14 protein-coding genes and 1 pseudogene are annotated in these 16,416 nt (G+C 72.9%); 11 read left to right on the top strand and 4 right to left on the bottom strand.

Annotation, left to right across the window (positions count from 1 at the left end; all coding sequences use genetic code 11):
* Positions 1-171: 171 nt before the first annotated feature.
* The gene (locus ABZX75_RS18085; protein ID WP_355411523.1) at positions 172-807 is read right to left on the bottom strand and encodes a hypothetical protein; all 636 of its coding nucleotides are present in this window, start codon (positions 805-807) and stop codon (positions 172-174) included.
* 214 nt (positions 808-1,021) lie between these two features.
* Between ABZX75_RS18085 and ABZX75_RS18080 the strand changes: the two genes are divergently transcribed.
* The 3 genes from ABZX75_RS18080 to ABZX75_RS18070 all read left to right on the top strand — a co-directional run bounded on the left by ABZX75_RS18080 (position 1,022) and on the right by ABZX75_RS18070 (position 3,308).
* The gene (locus ABZX75_RS18080) at positions 1,022-2,380 is read left to right on the top strand and encodes a peptidase C39 family protein (RefSeq protein ID WP_355411521.1); all 1,359 of its coding nucleotides are present in this window, start codon (positions 1,022-1,024) and stop codon (positions 2,378-2,380) included.
* Positions 2,381-2,517: 137 nt separating this feature from the next.
* Positions 2,518-2,949 carry an SPW repeat protein gene (locus tag ABZX75_RS18075; RefSeq protein ID WP_355411519.1) on the top strand — a complete coding sequence of 144 codons (432 nt, stop codon included), beginning with the start codon at positions 2,518-2,520 and terminating at the stop codon, positions 2,947-2,949.
* A 188-nt stretch (positions 2,950-3,137) separates the two neighbouring features.
* Positions 3,138-3,308: an SCO1431 family membrane protein gene (locus tag ABZX75_RS18070; RefSeq protein ID WP_355411517.1), complete on the top strand. Its 171-nt coding sequence runs from the start codon at positions 3,138-3,140 to the stop codon at positions 3,306-3,308.
* Between the two features lie 85 nt (positions 3,309-3,393).
* Here ABZX75_RS18070 and ABZX75_RS18065 read toward each other — a convergent pair whose 3' ends face one another.
* Both ABZX75_RS18065 and ABZX75_RS18060 read right to left on the bottom strand, forming a co-directional pair.
* Positions 3,394-4,395, bottom strand: a complete 1,002-nt coding sequence (locus tag ABZX75_RS18065; protein WP_355411515.1) for a DUF6114 domain-containing protein — start codon at positions 4,393-4,395, stop codon at positions 3,394-3,396.
* Positions 4,386-4,934 (bottom strand): DUF6230 family protein, encoded by a 549-nt coding sequence (locus ABZX75_RS18060; RefSeq protein ID WP_355411815.1) that lies wholly within the window; start codon positions 4,932-4,934, stop codon positions 4,386-4,388. The genes ABZX75_RS18065 and ABZX75_RS18060 overlap by 10 nt, the downstream gene beginning before the upstream one ends.
* Positions 4,935-5,126: 192 nt before the next feature.
* On the opposite strand from ABZX75_RS18060, the pseudogene ABZX75_RS18055 reads away from it, so the two are divergent.
* The 4 genes and pseudogenes from ABZX75_RS18055 to ABZX75_RS18040 all read left to right on the top strand — a co-directional run.
* Positions 5,127-5,636 (top strand): annotated as a pseudogene (locus ABZX75_RS18055) (TetR/AcrR family transcriptional regulator); the annotation flags it as partial.
* Between the two features lie 468 nt (positions 5,637-6,104).
* Positions 6,105-7,277, top strand: coding sequence for an acyl-CoA dehydrogenase family protein (locus ABZX75_RS18050; protein ID WP_355411513.1), 1,173 nt, complete (start codon positions 6,105-6,107; stop codon positions 7,275-7,277).
* 1,952 nt (positions 7,278-9,229) lie between these two features.
* The gene (locus ABZX75_RS18045; RefSeq protein WP_355411511.1) at positions 9,230-10,372 is read left to right on the top strand and encodes a hypothetical protein; all 1,143 of its coding nucleotides are present in this window, start codon (positions 9,230-9,232) and stop codon (positions 10,370-10,372) included.
* Between the two features lie 34 nt (positions 10,373-10,406).
* Complete coding sequence (locus ABZX75_RS18040) at positions 10,407-11,498, top strand: phosphotransferase family protein (protein WP_355411509.1); 1,092 nt, start codon at positions 10,407-10,409, stop codon at positions 11,496-11,498.
* Positions 11,499-11,517: 19 nt separating this feature from the next.
* Here ABZX75_RS18040 and ABZX75_RS18035 read toward each other — a convergent pair whose 3' ends face one another.
* Positions 11,518-11,964 (bottom strand): hypothetical protein, encoded by a 447-nt coding sequence (locus ABZX75_RS18035; RefSeq protein ID WP_355411507.1) that lies wholly within the window; start codon positions 11,962-11,964, stop codon positions 11,518-11,520.
* Between the two features lie 217 nt (positions 11,965-12,181).
* Between ABZX75_RS18035 and ABZX75_RS18030 the strand changes: the two genes are divergently transcribed.
* The 4 genes from ABZX75_RS18030 (at position 12,182) to fxsA (ending at position 16,258) form a co-directional block, all read left to right on the top strand.
* Positions 12,182-12,622 carry an Lrp/AsnC family transcriptional regulator gene (locus ABZX75_RS18030; protein ID WP_355411813.1) on the top strand — a complete coding sequence of 147 codons (441 nt, stop codon included), beginning with the start codon at positions 12,182-12,184 and terminating at the stop codon, positions 12,620-12,622.
* 168 nt (positions 12,623-12,790) lie between these two features.
* The gene (locus ABZX75_RS18025; protein ID WP_355411505.1) at positions 12,791-14,413 is read left to right on the top strand and encodes an amidohydrolase; all 1,623 of its coding nucleotides are present in this window, start codon (positions 12,791-12,793) and stop codon (positions 14,411-14,413) included.
* 305 nt (positions 14,414-14,718) lie between these two features.
* Positions 14,719-15,597, top strand: a complete 879-nt coding sequence (locus ABZX75_RS18020) for a polyprenol monophosphomannose synthase (RefSeq protein ID WP_355411503.1) — start codon at positions 14,719-14,721, stop codon at positions 15,595-15,597.
* A gap of 73 nt (positions 15,598-15,670) precedes the next feature.
* Positions 15,671-16,258, top strand: a complete 588-nt coding sequence (gene fxsA, locus ABZX75_RS18015) for an FxsA family membrane protein (RefSeq protein ID WP_355411501.1) — start codon at positions 15,671-15,673, stop codon at positions 16,256-16,258.
* The last annotated feature ends 158 nt before the right edge of the window (positions 16,259-16,416 follow it).

Here is a 16,416-nt window from a genome sequence, read left to right as displayed (position 1 = left end):
GCGAGGGCGCGGAGGTGTGCGGCAGAACGAAGCCCCCGGTCACGGGGGAACAACCGGGGGCTTCGCGTCCGCGCCGGCCGCCAAGGGCCGCGCATGGGAAACGTAAGGCCGCTGCGGGCCCCGGGTCAAGCGGGTCGGCGGAGGCCCGTCGGAGCGGATTTCGAGGGTGGCTCAGGCCTGGGGGAGTTCGTCACCCTCAGTGAGGGTGGTGGTCGTTCGCGCCGTCGCAGTGGCCCCGGAAGACCACTCGTATCCCGTACCGCTCTGGCACACCAGGGTGTCGGCGAAGGGGCGCGAAGGGTCGTCCGAGAAGTGCGCGCGCTCCGCGCGCTCCCATCCGTCCCAGAAGTCGGACAGTTCGCGCCCGTCCCGGTTCCTCCCGCGCCCCCAGGACGTGGCACGCGGCGTCTCCATCCACAGCAGCCGTGCCAGACGGGGGCGCAGCGCCCGGCGCCCCGCCCCGACCCCCTCCACGATCACCACGGGCGCCGGCTCCAGGACCCGCTCCGGGCCGAAGCGCCGCTCCACCCAGTCGTACGGGGTCCAGCGCGCGGGCCGTCCGGCGGCGAGCGGCTCCAGTACCTGCGAGCGCAGCCGTTCCACCCAGCCGAACAGTTCCTCGTGGGTGGCCACATCGTCGAGGTGCAGCACCGGCGCTCCTCCCAGTTCCTCGGCCAGCCGCGCCGCGAAGGTGCTCTTCCCGGACCCGGCGTGCCCGTCGACGCCGATCAGCCGGACCGGGCCGAGGGAGGGGGGCAGGGCGGCGAGCTCCCGCGCGAGTGGTTCGAGTGACTGGTGTGGCTCCACGCCGCAACCCTACGGCGGCGGGCGACCCTTCGGCCGGACCGGTCGTCACCCCCGACACGGGCTCCCGGCTTCGGCCTCCGGCCGCCGGGAAATGGAAGGGTGAAGTGCCGACGCACCGACGCACCGACGCACCGACGCACCGAAGCGCGGATGTGCCGAAGCACCGAAGCACCGAAGCAGCGAAGTATCGACGCACTCCTGGGGGAATCCCGCGATGACCGCACCCACACCGCGCAGGGCCGTACTCGTCGCGGCCCTCGCGGTCGCCACCGCCGCCACCACCGCCGCCGTCCCCGGCGGCAGCGCGTCGGCCGCCGCCCCGCCGGCGCCCCGAGGGACCGCCCGCACCGTGGACAACCGGTTCTGGTTCTCGTACGACCACTGGCTGGCCGGCGCCCACCAGGGCACCACGGCGGTCGGCGGCGCCCGCCCCGGCCTGGAGATCGGGATCCCGGCGGGCCGTACCACGTACGCAGACCCCCACACGGGGAAGAAGAGCACCTGGGAGTACGCCACCTGGACCTCCCCGGCGCACCGCTCCGCGGTGCCCGCCACCGAGGCCATCGCCTCATGGAACGCCCGTACGCCCGTCGGCACCTGGATCCAGATCGAACTGTGCGGCACCTACACCGACGGCACCGCCACCCCCTGGTACGTCATGGGCCGCTGGGCCTCCGGCGACGGCGACATCCGCCGCACCTCCGTGGACGGCCAGACCGACGGCAAGTCCACCGTCGGGACCGACACGCTGGCCGTCGACGCTCCCGCGACCGGCCTGCGCATCGCGGACTGGCGACTGCGTCTGACCCTCTACCGCCGGCCCGGCGCCGACCGCGGCCCCACCGTCTGGCTGGCCGGGGCCATGGCCTCCGACGTCCCGGACCGGTTCACCGTCCCCGCCTCGACTCCCGGCCGGCCGCACGAGCTGATGGTGCCGCGCTACTCCCAGGAGATCCACGTCGGCCAGTACCCCGAGTACGACAACGGCGGCGAGGCCTGGTGCAGCCCCACCTCCTCCCAGATGGTCATCGAGTTCTGGGGCCGCAAGGCCAGTGCCAAGGCTTTGGCGTGGGTCAATCCGGCCTATGCCGACCCGCAGGTCTGCCACGCGGCCCGCTCCACCTACGACGCCGCCTACAAGGGCTGCGGCAACTGGCCCTTCAACGCCGCCTACGCCGCCACCTACCGCCGGCTCGCCGGGGTGGTCACGCGCCTCACCTCCCTCACCGACCTGGAGATCCTCGTCCGGGCCGGCATCCCGGCCATCACCTCCCAGTCCTTCCTCCCGGAGGAGCTCACCGGCGCGGGCTACGGCACCGCCGGGCACCTGATGACCGTCGTCGGCTTCACCGCCGACGGGGACGTGATCGCCAACGACCCGAACTCGCCCGACAACCCGTCCGTGCGGCGGGTCTACAAGCGGCGGCAGCTCGAGAACATCTGGCTGCGGACCAAGCGCCACAACGCCGCCGGCAAGGTCGTCCCGGGCACCGGAGGCATCTGTTACCTCTTCGCTCCCGTCGACGCGGGGCCGGCGCAGGTCGACGCTCTGAGGGCGGTCGGAGTGCTGTGAGGTTGGCGTTGACCGACGAGTCGGATGAGGCTGACCGAAAAGTCCGATGGGGTTGACCGATGAGTCCGATGAGTCCGAATAGTCCGCGCATAGTGGGGTAAAGGGCATATAAAGGCTTCACTAGGAGGCAGCCCGCTATGACCACCCATTCGAGAATCGAGCACCACCCCGACCTCGCCGAGATGCGCACTCGCTTCGAGCGGGTCACCAGCACTCCCCGTGCGCAGGCCGTAGAGGCACTGGCCCTGCTGACGGGCCTGTACCTGGCGGCCTCGCCCTGGATCGCCGGGTTCAGCGGCCTGACCCCGCTGGCCATCAACAACCTGATCGCCGGCCTCGCGTTCTGCGTCTGCATGGGCGGGTTCGGGAACGCCTATGAGCGCACTCACGCGATGGCCTGGACGGCGGTCGCACTCGGAGCATGGACGATCATCGCTCCATGGGTCATCGCCGGTGAAATGGACACGACCCGTTCGGTGGTCAGCAATGTGATCACCGGCGCCGTCGCCCTGTGTCTCGGCCTCGCCATGGCGGCGATGGCCGGCCGCAACCGTGAAACCCGGGCGTGACACCGACGGCTCGAACCCGACGGCTCGAACCCGACGTCCACGCCCAAGGTCCGCCCGCGTCTGGTCAGGACGCCGAACCGGCCGCCGGGCCCCGACCGCACCACGGTCGGGGCCCGGCGGCGTGACGTCCGCCACCCGTGGCCCTCGTCTCTACCGCGAAGGCCGCGACCGCTGGCACATTGGACACCATGACCGCCGCCACCGCCGCCCCCACCGCCACCGCCACTCTGACCGCCCGTGCCCGCGACCTCGTCCGCACCGGTGGCCCCGGAGAGGACTCGTCCTGGCTCGAACACGTGCTCGGCTGGACGCTCGTGGTGGTCGTCGCCATGTTCGTCACCCAGGTCGGCTGGCTCTAGTTCCGTGCCGGACGTCGCGGGCAAGGCGGGACTTTGACGACAGGGCCTAGCTACACCTAGCGGCCGTCCGCCGTCCGGACCGGGATCACGAGGCCTCCAGTCGCAGTCCGTCGGTGACGATGACGTCGGAGGTGACGAGCGCCTGCTCGGCGCTGACCTGGGTCATGAAGACGAAGGGCGGGATGACCGGGGGAGCGGGCAGCCCGTCGGGACTGAAGGTGACGCAGAGCAGCCCCTCGATGCAGCCGCTGAACTTCGTGAGGTACAGGGTCACGTCGCCGCGCAGATCGAGGGACCTGGCGGCCAGCCCGTACTCGTCCCGGCCGTCGCGGGTGCGCAGCCGGTAGTCGCGGAGGGAAGCCGCGTGCATCCTGAGCACCAGCACCTTCAACGGCCCGTCCACCGTGGACACCTGGGTGACGCCGGCGAGCGCGAAGCCCTGGGGTGCGAAGAGGGAAGTGGTGACGGTCGGCGGAGTCCTGGCGGCCATCGGTGCCCCCGGCTTCCCCGCCGCCGCGGCGGCGGGCTTCGCCCCGGGCCCGGCCGTTACCAGCGCCGCGAGCAGCACCACCGGCAGCGCGGCGGCCAGCGTGCGCGGCCCGCGTCCCTCCGGACCCGGGCGAGGGCCCGGGTTCGGTACTCCGCCGGACGCCGACGCCGTCCCGGGTGAGCCCCATCGTCCCTCCTCGCCCGCCTCCTCCTCGGGCAGCGGGGTCCAGCCGAAGGCCAGGGCGCTCCCCGCGATGCCGAGCGCCATCCCGATGAGGAAACCGCCCAGGTTGGTCGCCGCGAACGACAGCACCGACAGCAGCAGGGCGTGCAGCGAGACGTACGTCCGCGCCTGCGGCAGGAACCACAGGCACAGCCCCGCCAGGACCAGTGCGACACCGATCCCGATCGCGGCGAGCCCCCCGAGGCCCAGGCTCACCAGCACCGTCAGCGGGGAGAGCGGGACCAGCAGCAGCTCCGTCCCGCCCAGGATGACCAGCAGCCCGCCCCAGAACGGCCGGGTCCGGCGCCAGGCGCGCAGCCGGCGCCGGTGCTCGGGCAGCGGGGTGCCCCGTAGGCCTCGGACGCCTAGAAGCACTTCTTGCCGTCCAGGCTGACGTTCAGCTTCATGCCCTTGAGCTTGAAGTTGCCGCCGGTCGCGGACCAGGCGTGCGACTTCACGCCCACCACCTCGATGTTCCCGGCCTGCAGGCCGAACTTCCCCGGCTCTCCCTTGACCCCGTCCACCCGGTCCAGGGTCGAGGCGTCCCGGCCGATCTGGGCCGTGCCGAAGGTGGCGTCGCCGTCGAGGTCCTCGCCGTCGATCACCAGGTTGCTGGCCGTGACCTCCCCGGCCGGGCCGCCGGCCGTCAGTTTGAAGATCACCTTGCCGAGAGGGGTGTCGACCTCGGCGGCCTGGCAGATGTCGGTGAGCGTGGCCTCGCCGATGCCGAGCAGCGCGACCGGATGCCCCTTGCCGTCGACGGAGCGGTCCGTCTGGACAAACGAGGCCAGGCCCTTGCTGCTCAGCTTGGAGGAGGACACCTGGAAGCTGGTCCCCGAGACGGCGAAGGAGGCGGCGAGCGCGCCCTGCGCCATGACCATGGCCATCGCCCCCACCGCGACGACCGCGGGCATCGCCACGACGGCCGTCTTCTTCCAGTCGACCCGGCCCTCGGCGGGCCGTCTCCCGCCGTTGCGGATGTTGCCGTTACCCATGACTGTTCCTCCCGTACGTCGTCCAGTGCGCAGGGGAAGTGCGAAGCGAGCTCGGCACACAGGTCTGCCATACTTCGGGCATCCTGTGGCGCTTCGAGGCTAGGGCTGAATTTGAATAATAGTCAACAGCGCGGAGCGACCGGGCGTTCGCAGGTCCGCAGGGCCGAACTCATAGCCATCGGCCGCAAGTTGTTCGCCGACACCTCGTACGACGCGCTCTCCATGGACGACATCGCCAAGCACGCCGGCGTCGCCAAGGGGCTGATCTACTACTACTTCAAGAGCAAGCGCGGCTACTACCTCGCCATCGTCGAGGACTCCGTGGCCGAACTCGTCGCCCGCGCCGGCGGGGAGACCGACCTCCCGGCCGCCGAGCGGGTCCGGCGCACCGTCGACGGCTACCTCCACTACGCCGAGCACCACCACGCCGCCTACCGCACCATCGTCACCGGCGGCGTCGGCTCCGACGCCGAGGTGCTGGCGATCCGCGACGCCGTGCGCGAGGAACTGGTCGCGACCATCGCCGAAGGCGCGTACGGACACCGCACTGTCCCCGCGATCGCCCGGCTCGCCCTGGTGGGCTGGCTCTCGGGGGTCGAGGGGATCACCCTGGAGTGGATCGGCGGCCTCGCTGACGGGGGTAGGGGCGGGAGTGGGAGCGCGGGTGCGGGTGGGGGTGGGGGTGCCGAGCCGGAGCGGGATACGGCTGCGGGCGGGGATGCGGGTGGGGCCCCGGATACGGCTGCGGGCGCGGTGGCGGGCGCGGTGGCGGGCGCGGCCGAGCGGCTCGGCCGAGCCGAAGTCGGCGCCCTCCTCGTGCGCCAGCTGCGCGCGACCCTGACGGTCATCGAGGAGTTCGTCCCGGAGTGCCCCGCTCCGCCCGCCGCCGAGGAACCGCCCGCCCACCCGAGCGATCTTGCACCGGTGACGGGACGCGCCTGATCGGGCATACTCAACCCGCCGCAGCCGCTGAACAGCCCCTTCCGTGATCCGGGAGGGCAGCATCGGCTGTAAGAGCACCGAGACCCGGCGGCGCGCCCCACACCTCGCGCGTCGCCGCCGTGCCCGACGAGGGAGGAGAGCGCCGCCATGAACGACCGCGCCCCGCAGCCGGTGGACCGTCAGCTGCCCACCGAGGAGTCCCGGGACCTCCTCGCGCTCGTACGAGAGATCGCCCAGCGGGAGATCCGCCCCCGGGCCGCCGAGGAGGAGGACTCCGGGAGGTTCCCGCGAGAGGTCTTCACCCTTCTTTCGGAGGCCGGACTGCTCGGCCTCCCCTACGACGGCGACTTCGGCGGCGGCGAGCAGCCGTACGAGGTCTACCTCCAGGTACTGGAAGAACTCGCCGCAGCCCGCCTGACCGTCGGGCTCGGCGTCAGCGTGCACTCCCTGGCCTGCCACGGCCTCGCCGGCTACGGCACCAAGGAGCAGCAGAGCGCCCACCTGCCCGCGATGCTCGGCGGCGGCCTGCTGGGCGCCTACTGCCTCTCCGAGCCGGCCTCCGGATCCGACGCCGCCTCCCTGACCACCAAAGCGGTGCGCGACGGCGACGACTGGATCATCACCGGCACCAAGGCCTGGATCACCCACGGCGGCGTCGCCGACTTCTACACCGTCCTGGCGCGCACCGGCGCCGAGGGCGCCAAGGGCATCACGGCCTTCCTGGTCCCCGGGGACGCGCCCGGCCTGACCGCCGCCGTGCCCGAGAAGAAGATGGGCATGAAGGGCTCGCCCACCGCCCAGCTGCACTTCGACGGCGTACGGGTGCCGGACGCGCGGCGCATCGGCGAGGAGGGCCAGGGCTTCACCATCGCCCTGGCCGCGCTGGACGCCGGCCGCCTCGGCATCGCCGCCTGCGCCATCGGCGTCGCCCAGGCGGCGCTGGATGAGGCCCTGGCGTACGCCTTGGACCGCAAGCAGTTCGGGCACCCGATCGCGGACTTCCAGGGGCTGCGCTTCATGCTGGCCGACATGGCAACCAAGATCGAGGCGGGCCGGGCGCTGTACCTCGCGGCGGCGCGGCTGCGGGATGCCGGCAAGCCGTTCTCCCGGCAGGCGGCGATGGCCAAGCTGTTCTGCACGGACGCGGCGATGGCCGTCACCACGGACGCGGTCCAGGTCCTCGGCGGCTACGGCTACACCGCGGACTTCCCGGTCGAGCGGCTGATGCGCGAGGCGAAGGTCCTCCAGATCGTGGAGGGCACGAACCAGATCCAGCGCATGGTGATCGCCCGCCACCTGGCGGGGCCCGAGAGCCGCTAGGACGGGCGACTGGGGCAGATGGCCAGGGCGGACGACGTGGCCGCCCGGGGTGCGGGTCAGGGCTACGGCTAGCCGGGGACGGGGCCGGGGCCGGGGTCGGGGTCGGGGCCGGGGTTCGGGTTCGGGCTACGGTTCGTAGCGGCCGGTAGCGGCCGGTATGGACCGCGGACGACGCGGCGCTGTAGTGCGACGTACTACGGGTCGCGCGCAGGGGTCGCACGGGCGCTACGTCGCCCCCTGGGCGCCTTCTGCGTGCAGTGCGGTTTCCGCCCGGCGGCTGGCCGCGCCCGCTCTGAGGTCAGCTCCCGAAGAGCGGACCGTTCGGCCAGATCGGGGACGAGCTGATCCGGGACCACTCCGGATCGCGCCGTCCCGGCAGGGTGCGTTCTTCCTCGGTCCAGCGGGCGATCAGGGCGCTGTAGATGGGTGGATCGGGGTGGCGCTGACGAGGTGCCTGCTGAACCGATTCTTCGTAACCGGCCGGCGTCGGCCGCCGACGGCGTCCCGTCCTCGGCGTGGAAGTCTCAACCGTGGTCATGCAGGGGCAACGCGGCACGCGAGCCCCGGGTTACCGCCTCCCCGCCCCGGCTATCCGTTCGACGCGTCCCCGGGGGTGGGGGGTGGGGCTTCGGGGGGCGGGACCCCGTACATCGGTGGACGGAACGGGGGCGGGGCTTCGGGTGGCGGCATGCAGTCGGGCGGGATCGGGGATGTCTTGGGGGTTTCCCGTCAGTCCCATCGTCTCTCCGTGTCGTGCCGGCCCGTCAAGGGCGCTCCTCCTCGTTCCTCGTCGTCGCGTCGCTGCGCGACGGCCTGCGGCCGCCCTTGACCGACCGTCCCGCCCCGGACATACGAGGACTGTCGGGAAGCCCCCGAAGGAACGGTCACGGGGGACGGACAGGGATACGGGGTCATCAGGGAGCGCCGGGCCGGTGTCCCAGGATCAGTCCGGGCCTGCCGTGAAGCCCCACCGGTGGTGAGGGCCCGGGTGTGAGGACGAGCCCGAGGCGGTCCCAGACGGGCCTGGTTCCGGGGTCGGGGGCAGGCCACCCCCGCAGGGAGCGCCGGGCCGGTGTCCCAGGATCAGTCCGGGCGTGCCGTGAAGCCCCACCGGTGGTGAGGGCCCGGGCTTGAGGACGAGCCCGAGGCGGGCCCATACGGGCCTGGTTTCGGGGTCGGGGGCGGCCCACCCCCGGTCAAACCTCCACCAGAGCGACCTGGCAGCGGTTCCGGCGGGCAGCGCGCCAGATCGCTACGCGCTTCTCACGGCTCAGCGACCGGCGGCTGTCCGTGGCTGGACATAAGCCGCCCAGGGTCGTTAGGCGTTTCTCACTCGAGCGGCTGACGGCCGTCTCGGGCTGGGCACAAGCCTCTTTGCCCTCTGACGAGCACGATGGCCGCGCCCCCGGCAGCCCCGTCCGGCTCTTCGTCGCCGACGCTCCGTCCCCCTGGGTTCCCGGCCAGGCTCTTTGCCCCCCGTGCTTCGTTCTGCTGGTCCCCGGTCTGGTGCTCGGTCGCCGGTGCTCGGGGGTCCTGGGTTCCTGGCTCGGTTCTTGGTCGCTGGTGTGCCGTCCTCCGGGGCTCCCGGCTCGGCTCTTTGCCGCCGTGCTCCGTTTTCCCGGGTCCCCGGCCTGGATCTTCGCCGCCGGTGTTCCGTCCTCCTCGGCTCCCGCCCAGCTGTCCGCCGCCGGTGTTCCGTCCTGTTGGGCTCCCGCTCAGCTGTCCGCCGCCGGTGTTCCGTCCTCCTCGGCTCCCGCCCAGCTGTTCGCCGCCGGTGCTGCGTCCTGCTGGGCTCCCGTTCCGCTGTCCGTCACCGGCGCGCCGCCCCGCCCGCCCCGCGGGAGCGGTATGCCCGCCCCCGCGGCAGCGGTATGGCCGCGCGCGCGGTGTCTGACGTACCGTCAAGTCGCGTCCCCGTGCATTCGCCCGTCACCGCGCCCCGGAGGTTCGCCATGCCCGTCGACCGGCCCGTCGCCCTCGACGAATACCCCATCCACCAGGCGCCGTTGTCGATGAAGCACCTCGTCAGCGGCGACCGCAACGCCTACGACCGCTGCATCTTCCACGTCTTCGACCACGCCGGCCGCGCCGTCCTCATCCTCGGCCTCGGCGTCTACCCCAACGCCGGGGTCATCGACGCCTACGCCACCCTCCGCATCGGTGATGAACTCCTCGCAGTCCGGGCCTCCGACGCCCTCGGCGACGACCGGATGAACCTCTCCGTGGGGCCTCTCTCCCTCACCGTCGACGCCCCGCTGAAGCAGCTCACCCTGCGCTGCGCCGCCGACCCGGCGGACCCGGCGGACCCGCACGGGCTTTCGTACGACATCACCTGGACCGCCGCGTTCCCCGCCGTCTGGGAGCCGCACCACGTCCAGCGGCGCGGCGACCGCCTGATGCTGGAGGGCCGCCGCTTCGTCCAGGCCGGCGACGTCACCGGCACCATCCGGGCCAAGGGTGAGGAGTTCACCCTCGCGCCGGGGGAGTGGACCGGCACGCGCGACCGCAGCTGGGGTGTGCGTCCGATCCCCGGCGAGGACGGCGGGCGGGCCGCCGAGGAGTACCGCCCCGAGGGCTTCCACTGGCTCTGGATCCCCGTCCGCTTCGAGGACCGGTTCGTCATGGTCATCGCGCAGGAGGACGCCGACGGCCACCGCACCCTCAGCGAGGCCGTGCAGGTCTTCCCCGAGGACAGCGGGCGCCACGACGTCCAGCTCGGCTGGCCGCACACCGAGATCCGCTACCGCCCCGGCACCCGCCATCCCGAGAGCGCCGTCGTCCACCTCACCGATCCGGCCCGCAAGCCCCTTGAGCTGGGAGTGGAGATCCTGGCCTCCTCCCCGCTGGCCGTCGGCGCCGGGTACCCGCCCGCGAGCGACTGGCAGCACGGCACCTGGAAGGGGCGCGGCTGGACCGACTGCCGTGTCTACGACCTCTCCGACCCCGCCGCCCACCCCATGGCCGCCTTCGGGGTCACCGACCACTCGGCCCGCTTCACCCTCGACGGGCAGGTCGGCCACGGCATCTTCGAACACGGCAGCTTCGGCCGCCACGACCCGAGCGGCTTCGCCGACTACTCCTCCGTCGCCCAGTAGAGACCGGCAGAGACCAGCAGAGAGGGGCTCACCCATGGCAACCGCTCCACGCCCCCGCACCTCCACCCGTGAGCCCGAGGAGCTCGGCCGGCGCCTCGCCGCCTGGCTCGACGCGCGGCTTCCCGGCGTGCGGGTCACCAACGTCCGCGTCCCGGGGTCCAACGGCATGTCCAGCGAGACCCTGCTCTTCGACATCGAGCACCCCGACACCCCGCTGCGCGCCTGCGCGTTGCGCCTCGCCGCCGACCCCGCGGCCTACACCGTCTTCCCGGCGTACGACATGCCGCGCCAGCACCGCGTGATGAGCCTGGTCGCCGAGCACACCGACCTGCCCGTCCCGCGCGTGCAATGGCTGGAGGAGGACCCCGCCCCGCTCGGAGCGCCGTTCTTCGTGATGGCCCGCGCCGAGGGGCGGGTCCCGCCCGATGTCATGCCCTACACCTACGAGGGAAACTGGCTGCACGCGGCGACCGACGCCGAGCGCGCCGCACTCCAGGAGCAGAGCATCTCGCTCCTGGCCCGCCTGCACGACCAGTTCCCCGCCAAGGAAGCCGAGTTCCTCCTGCCCGAGGGTGAGGGCACCCCGCTGCGCCGTCACGTGGAATGCCAACGCGCCTACTACGACTGGGTGGTCGGCGGGCTCGCCCCGTCCCCGCTCATCGAGCGCGCCTTCGCCCGACTGGAGGAGCTGTGGCCCGCCGACGAGGGCCCGGCGGTCCTCAACTGGGGCGACGCCCGCATCGGCAACGTCATCTACGACGGCTTCACCCCGGTGGCCGTCCTGGACTGGGAGATGGCCGCGTACGCCCCGCGCGAGGTCGACCTCGGCTGGACCGTCTACCTCCACCGCTTCTTCCAGGACCTCACCGTCGGCTTCGGCCAGCCCGGCCTGCCGGACTTCCTGCGCCGTGAGGACCTGGAGCGCCGGTATGCCGAACTGACCGGGCACGCCCCGAGGGACATGGAGTTCCACACCCTCTACGCCGCCCTGCGGCACGGCATCGTGATGCTGCGCATCGCCTACCGGCAGGCGTACTTCGGCGAGGTGGAGATCCCGGCGGATCCGGACCGTCTGATCCTGCACCACGCGGCTCTGGCGGCCATGGTGCGGGGAACGTACTGGTAGGACTCGTACGGGGAGACCGTCAGGCGGCCTGCGCGTGCTGTCGCCGCTGCGGCAGCACCGGGCTCACCACGCGGACGGGACGCGAGCCCGGACCGCCGACGTGCGAGAAGGGCTGCGTCCGCCAGTCCAGCCCCTGGGGCAGGGCCAGGTGGACGACGGGTTCGAGCTCCCGGCTCTCCACCGGCTCGATGACGCCGATGCTGGGCAGCGCGTCGGCGGCGGGCCGGCCGGTGCCCGCGCACACCGTGAGCCCGAAGGGGTTCCACGGGGTCAGGCAGAGCGCGTGCTGCGGCAGGTACTCCTCGTCCGCGACCAGGGCGATCGCCTGCCCGCAGTCGGGGCAGATCCCGTGGTGGATCTCGAAACCCTCGGCGTCGTCGAGGTATTCGAGGTATTCGCCGTCCTCGGAATCGAGCGGTTCCAGGGGCTCCGGTTCGGTGCGACCGGCGCGCTTGTTGTTCAGCATGGATGTACTCCCCCTTGGGTGGGCCGGGCGGGCAGTTTCCACAGCCTCGGCCACACCAAGCACTTCCCGTCGCGCGGCACGAGTAACCACAACCGCCGGGCGTACGCGTGCACAGGCCTGTGGCCTTGGTCACATGCCCGGCGCAGATGCCTCCAGTGGGCGGACAGCACTGTGCCTGGAGTGCCCTTGGGCCTTAGGTTGAGCGGCTATGAGCGCAATGGAGGAGCTGGACCGCCAGATCGTGGATCTGCTCGTGCGGGACGGGCGGATGAGCTACACGGACCTGGGCAAGGCCACCGGACTGTCCACGTCGGCGGTCCATCAGCGAGTACGGCGGCTGGAACAGCGCGGGGTGATCCGCGGCTACGCGGCCGTCGTCGACCCCGAGGCCGTCGGGCTGCCGCTGACGGCCTTCATCTCGGTCAAGCCGTTCGACCCGAGCGCTCCCGACGACATCGCCGACCGTCTGGCCGGCGTCCCCGAGATCGAGGCCTGCCACAGCGTCGCGGGCGACGAGAACTACATCCTCAAGGTGCGTGTCGGGACCCCTCTGGAGCTGGAAGACCTCCTGGGCCGCCTGCGCGCCCTGGCGCACGTCTCGACCCGCACGACGGTGGTCCTCTCCACCCCGTACGAGGCCCGCCCGCCCCGCGTGTGAACCGTCCGCCCGTGTGGGAAGCGTCCGCCCCGCCTGTGAACCGCTCTGCGCCTTTCTGACGCGCCGGCCCCGATGCGCCGCCCGGCATGCCTTCTCCCCGGGGCGGTACGCCTAGGGGATCCCGGCCCCGGTCGAAGCCGGGTCCGCGCACCCGCGAGACTGGTTCCCATGACTGACCGCACCGCCGACGCCGCCCCGCCCGCGCCCCACCGGACCGTCCTCCTCCGCGGGGGTGAGGTACACAGCCCCGCCGACCCCTTCGCCACCGCCATGGTGGTCGAGCGCGGCCACATCGCCTGGGTCGGTTCCGAAGGCGCGGCCGACGCCTTCGCGCAGGGCGTCGACGAGGTCGTCGACCTCGGCGGGGCGCTCGTCACCCCCGCCTTCACCGACGCCCACGTCCACACCACTTCCACCGGCCTCGCCCTCACCGGGCTGGACCTCTCCGGCGCCCGCTCCCTGCCCGCCGCGCTGGACCTCGTACGCGCGTACGCCGCGAGCCGCCCCGCCGATCGGGTGCTCCTCGGGCACGGCTGGGACGCCGCCCGCTGGCCCGAGCGGCGCGCCCCGCGGCGCGACGAGCTCGACCGGGCGGCCGGCGGCCGCCCGCTCTACCTCAGCCGCATCGACGTGCACTCGGCCGTGGTCACCACCGCCCTGCTCGACCTCGTACCCGGCGTGGCCGTCCACGGTGACGAGCCGCTCACCCGCGACGCCCACCACGCCGTCCGCGCCGCCGCCCTCGCCGCCGTCACCCCTGCCCAGCGGTCCGAGGCCCAGCGGGCCGCCCTCGACCGGGCCGCCTCCCTCGGCATCGGCTCCGTGCACGAGTGCGGCGGGCCGGACATCTCCTCCGCCGAGGACTTCACCGCCCTGCTCGCGCTGGCCGGGGAGCGCCCCGGGCCGCGCGTCTTCGGGTACTGGGCCGACCTCGACCTCGACCAGGCCAAGGCGCTGGGGGCCGTCGGCGCGGCCGGTGACCTCTTCGTCGACGGCGCCCTCGGCTCCCACACCGCCTGCCTGCACGCCCCGTACGCCGACGCCTCTCACACCGGTACCGGCTATCTCGACGCGCACGCCGTCGCCGAACACGTGGCCGCGTGCACCGAGGCGGGCCTCCAGGCAGGTTTCCACGCCATCGGGGACGCCGCGATCGCCGCGGTCGTGGAGGGCGTCCGCGCGGCCGCCGAGAAGGTCGGCCCGGCCCGCGTCCGCGCCGCCCGGCACCGCGTCGAGCACGCCGAGATGATGACCCCCGCGACCATCGCCGCCTTCGCGGAGTTCGGCCTCACCGCTTCGGTGCAGCCCGCCTTCGACGCCGCCTGGGGCGGCGAGGACGGCATGTACGCCGACCGGCTCGGCGCCGAGCGCGCCCGCACGCTCAACCCGTACGCGGCCATGCTCAAGGCCGGCGTGCCGCTCGCCTTCGGCTCGGACGCGCCCGTCACCCCGCTCGACCCCTGGGGCACCGTCCGCGCGGCCGCCTTCCACCGCACCCCTTCCCACCGCATCTCGGTGCGGGCCGCCTTCACCGCCCACACCAGGGGCGGCTGGCGGGCGCTGGGCCGCGACGACGCGGGCGTCCTCGTCCCCGGCGCCCCGGCCGACTACGCCGTCTGGGAGACCTCGGAACTGGTCGTCCAGGCCCCCGACGACCGGGTCGCCCGCTGGTCCACCGACCCCCGCTCCGGCACCCCCGGCCTGCCCGACCTGAGCCCGGGCGCCGACCTGCCGGTGTGCCTGGCGACCGTCGTCGGCGGCCGGGAGGTATTCGTACGGCCACAGGGGTGATCCGGTCGGCCTCGGTTCGGTGCGGGCGGTCGGACCCGGATAGGTTCGGCCGGGTCCACCACAGGACGTCCGTGCCGGATGGATCCGTCTGCTCAGCGCGCCCGCGCCTCGGGGGCGAGGGAAGGTTTCGCCGGGCGGCGGGTGGCCCCGGGTCGGGGCCCGGCGGTCCAGTAGACAACGGTCACGACGACCCGCATCCAGCGGGAGTCCGACCGGCCCGAAGGACCGCGGGCCCCGATCACTGTTCTAAAGTCATCCTCTGCGACAAGACGTACAGGACGTGCAAGAGCACAAAAGGGGACTCAGTGAGCGACGGCGGACAGCGGACCTACGGACCGCTCGGTACAGCCCTGGTGATCATTCCGACCTACAACGAGGCGGAGAACATCGGGCTGATCGTCGGACGCGTCCGCGCGGCGGTGCCGGAGGCCCACGTCCTGGTCGCGGACGACAACAGCCCCGACGGCACCGGAAAGCTCGCCGACGAGCTGGCGGTCGGCGACGACCACGTGCACGTCCTGCACCGCAAGGGCAAGGAGGGGCTCGGCGCCGCCTACCTGGCGGGCTTCGTCTGGGCCCTGGAGGCCGGCTACGGCGTCATCGTCGAGATGGACGCCGACGGCTCCCACCAGCCGGAGGAACTGCCCCGTCTGCTCACGGCGCTGAGCGGCGCCGATCTGGTTCTGGGCTCGCGCTGGGTGCCGGGCGGCCGGGTCGTCAACTGGCCCAAGAGCCGCGAGATCCTCTCGCGCGGCGGTTCGACGTACTCCCGCCTGATGCTGAACGTGCCCATCCGCGACGTGACCGGCGGCTACCGGGCCTTTCGCCGCGAGACCCTGGAGGGGCTGGGCCTGGACGAGGTGGCCTCCGCGGGGTACTGCTTCCAGGTCGACCTGGCCCGCCGGGCCGTCCAGAAGGGTTTCCGCGTCGTGGAGGTGCCCATCACCTTCGTCGAGCGCGAGTTCGGCGACAGCAAGATGAGCAAGGACATCGTGGTGGAGGCCCTGTGGCGGGTCACCCAGTGGGGCATCAAGGCCCAGGCGGCCAAGCTGATCGGCAAGGGCGACCGCACGGACGCCCCCAGGGGCGAGGCGACGGACAAGGGCACGGGCGAGCGCACGGACAAGGACACGGGCGAGCGCACGGACGACGGCGGCGACCAGGGCAGCAGCGGCAAGGCCTGACCGGCGACCCCTAGGGGATGCCCGGCACCTCCGGCTGAGGCCGCTTTTACGCCGGTCCAGGCACACTGTTGGTATGACGACCGGCGTTCCCACTTCGACGGCCCCCCGGCGGCGCTCGCCCGCCCGTACTTTCCTGCCCCTGGCGGTCGCCGCCTGGCTGTTCCTGGAGATCTGGCTGCTCAGCCTGGTCGCCGGCGAGGCCGGCGGGCTGACCGTCGCCGCGCTGCTCGTGGGTGGGATCGTGCTGGGCGCGGTGGTCATCAAGCGGGCCGGGCGGCGTGCCTTCAGGAACCTGACGGACACCTTCCAGCAGGCTCAGCAGGGGCAGCAGCCCGCCCCGCAGCGGCCCGGCCAGGGAAACGGCCTCACCATGCTGGCGGGCCTGCTCCTGATGATGCCCGGCCTGCTCTCCGACGTGGCGGGCCTGCTCTGCCTGCTCCCGCCCGTCCGCGCCTGGATCGGCCGCCGGGCGGCCCGCTCGCTGGAGCGCAGGATGGCCTCGGTGCCCGCGGGCACCTTCGGCGGGGCCTTCCAGCAGGTCCGCATCCACCACCCCGACGGCAGGGTCGTCCAGGGCGAGGTCATCCGCGAGGACCGGCCGGGCCGGCCCGGCGAGGAGCAGGGCCCGGACACGGCGTACCGTCCACCGCTCACCCCGTAGACGCGGTGGAGGGGCCGGCCCGCAGAACGGGCCGGCCCGCAGAACGGGCCGGCCCGCAGCACGGTTCGTGGACAAGTGAAAAGCCGAGGGGCGTCAAGCACGGTCTGATGCCCGCCGGGAGGTAGGGCCAGCGAAGCGCCGCCCTTCCCGGGTCCGCG

Source organism: Streptomyces sp. NPDC003038 (assembly GCF_040611115.1).
Taxonomy (GTDB): Bacteria; Actinomycetota; Actinomycetes; order Streptomycetales; family Streptomycetaceae; genus Streptomyces.
This window is presented reverse-complemented; position numbering and strand designations above follow the sequence as displayed.

Coding starts and splice junctions, on each gene's coding strand:
- ABZX75_RS18080 (WP_355411521.1), top strand. CDS start 1,022: ATGACCGCACCCACACCGCGCAGGGCCGTACTCGTCGCGGCCCTCGCG.
- ABZX75_RS18075 (WP_355411519.1), top strand. CDS start 2,518: ATGACCACCCATTCGAGAATCGAGCACCACCCCGACCTCGCCGAGATG.
- ABZX75_RS18070 (WP_355411517.1), top strand. CDS start 3,138: ATGACCGCCGCCACCGCCGCCCCCACCGCCACCGCCACTCTGACCGCC.
- ABZX75_RS18060 (WP_355411815.1), bottom strand. CDS start 4,934: ATGCCCGCGGTCGTCGCGGTGGGGGCGATGGCCATGGTCATGGCGCAG.
- ABZX75_RS18050 (WP_355411513.1), top strand. CDS start 6,105: ATGAACGACCGCGCCCCGCAGCCGGTGGACCGTCAGCTGCCCACCGAG.
- ABZX75_RS18045 (WP_355411511.1), top strand. CDS start 9,230: ATGCCCGTCGACCGGCCCGTCGCCCTCGACGAATACCCCATCCACCAG.
- ABZX75_RS18040 (WP_355411509.1), top strand. CDS start 10,407: ATGGCAACCGCTCCACGCCCCCGCACCTCCACCCGTGAGCCCGAGGAG.
- ABZX75_RS18035 (WP_355411507.1), bottom strand. CDS start 11,964: ATGCTGAACAACAAGCGCGCCGGTCGCACCGAACCGGAGCCCCTGGAA.
- ABZX75_RS18030 (WP_355411813.1), top strand. CDS start 12,182: ATGGAGGAGCTGGACCGCCAGATCGTGGATCTGCTCGTGCGGGACGGG.
- ABZX75_RS18025 (WP_355411505.1), top strand. CDS start 12,791: ATGACTGACCGCACCGCCGACGCCGCCCCGCCCGCGCCCCACCGGACC.
- fxsA (WP_355411501.1), top strand. CDS start 15,671: ATGACGACCGGCGTTCCCACTTCGACGGCCCCCCGGCGGCGCTCGCCC.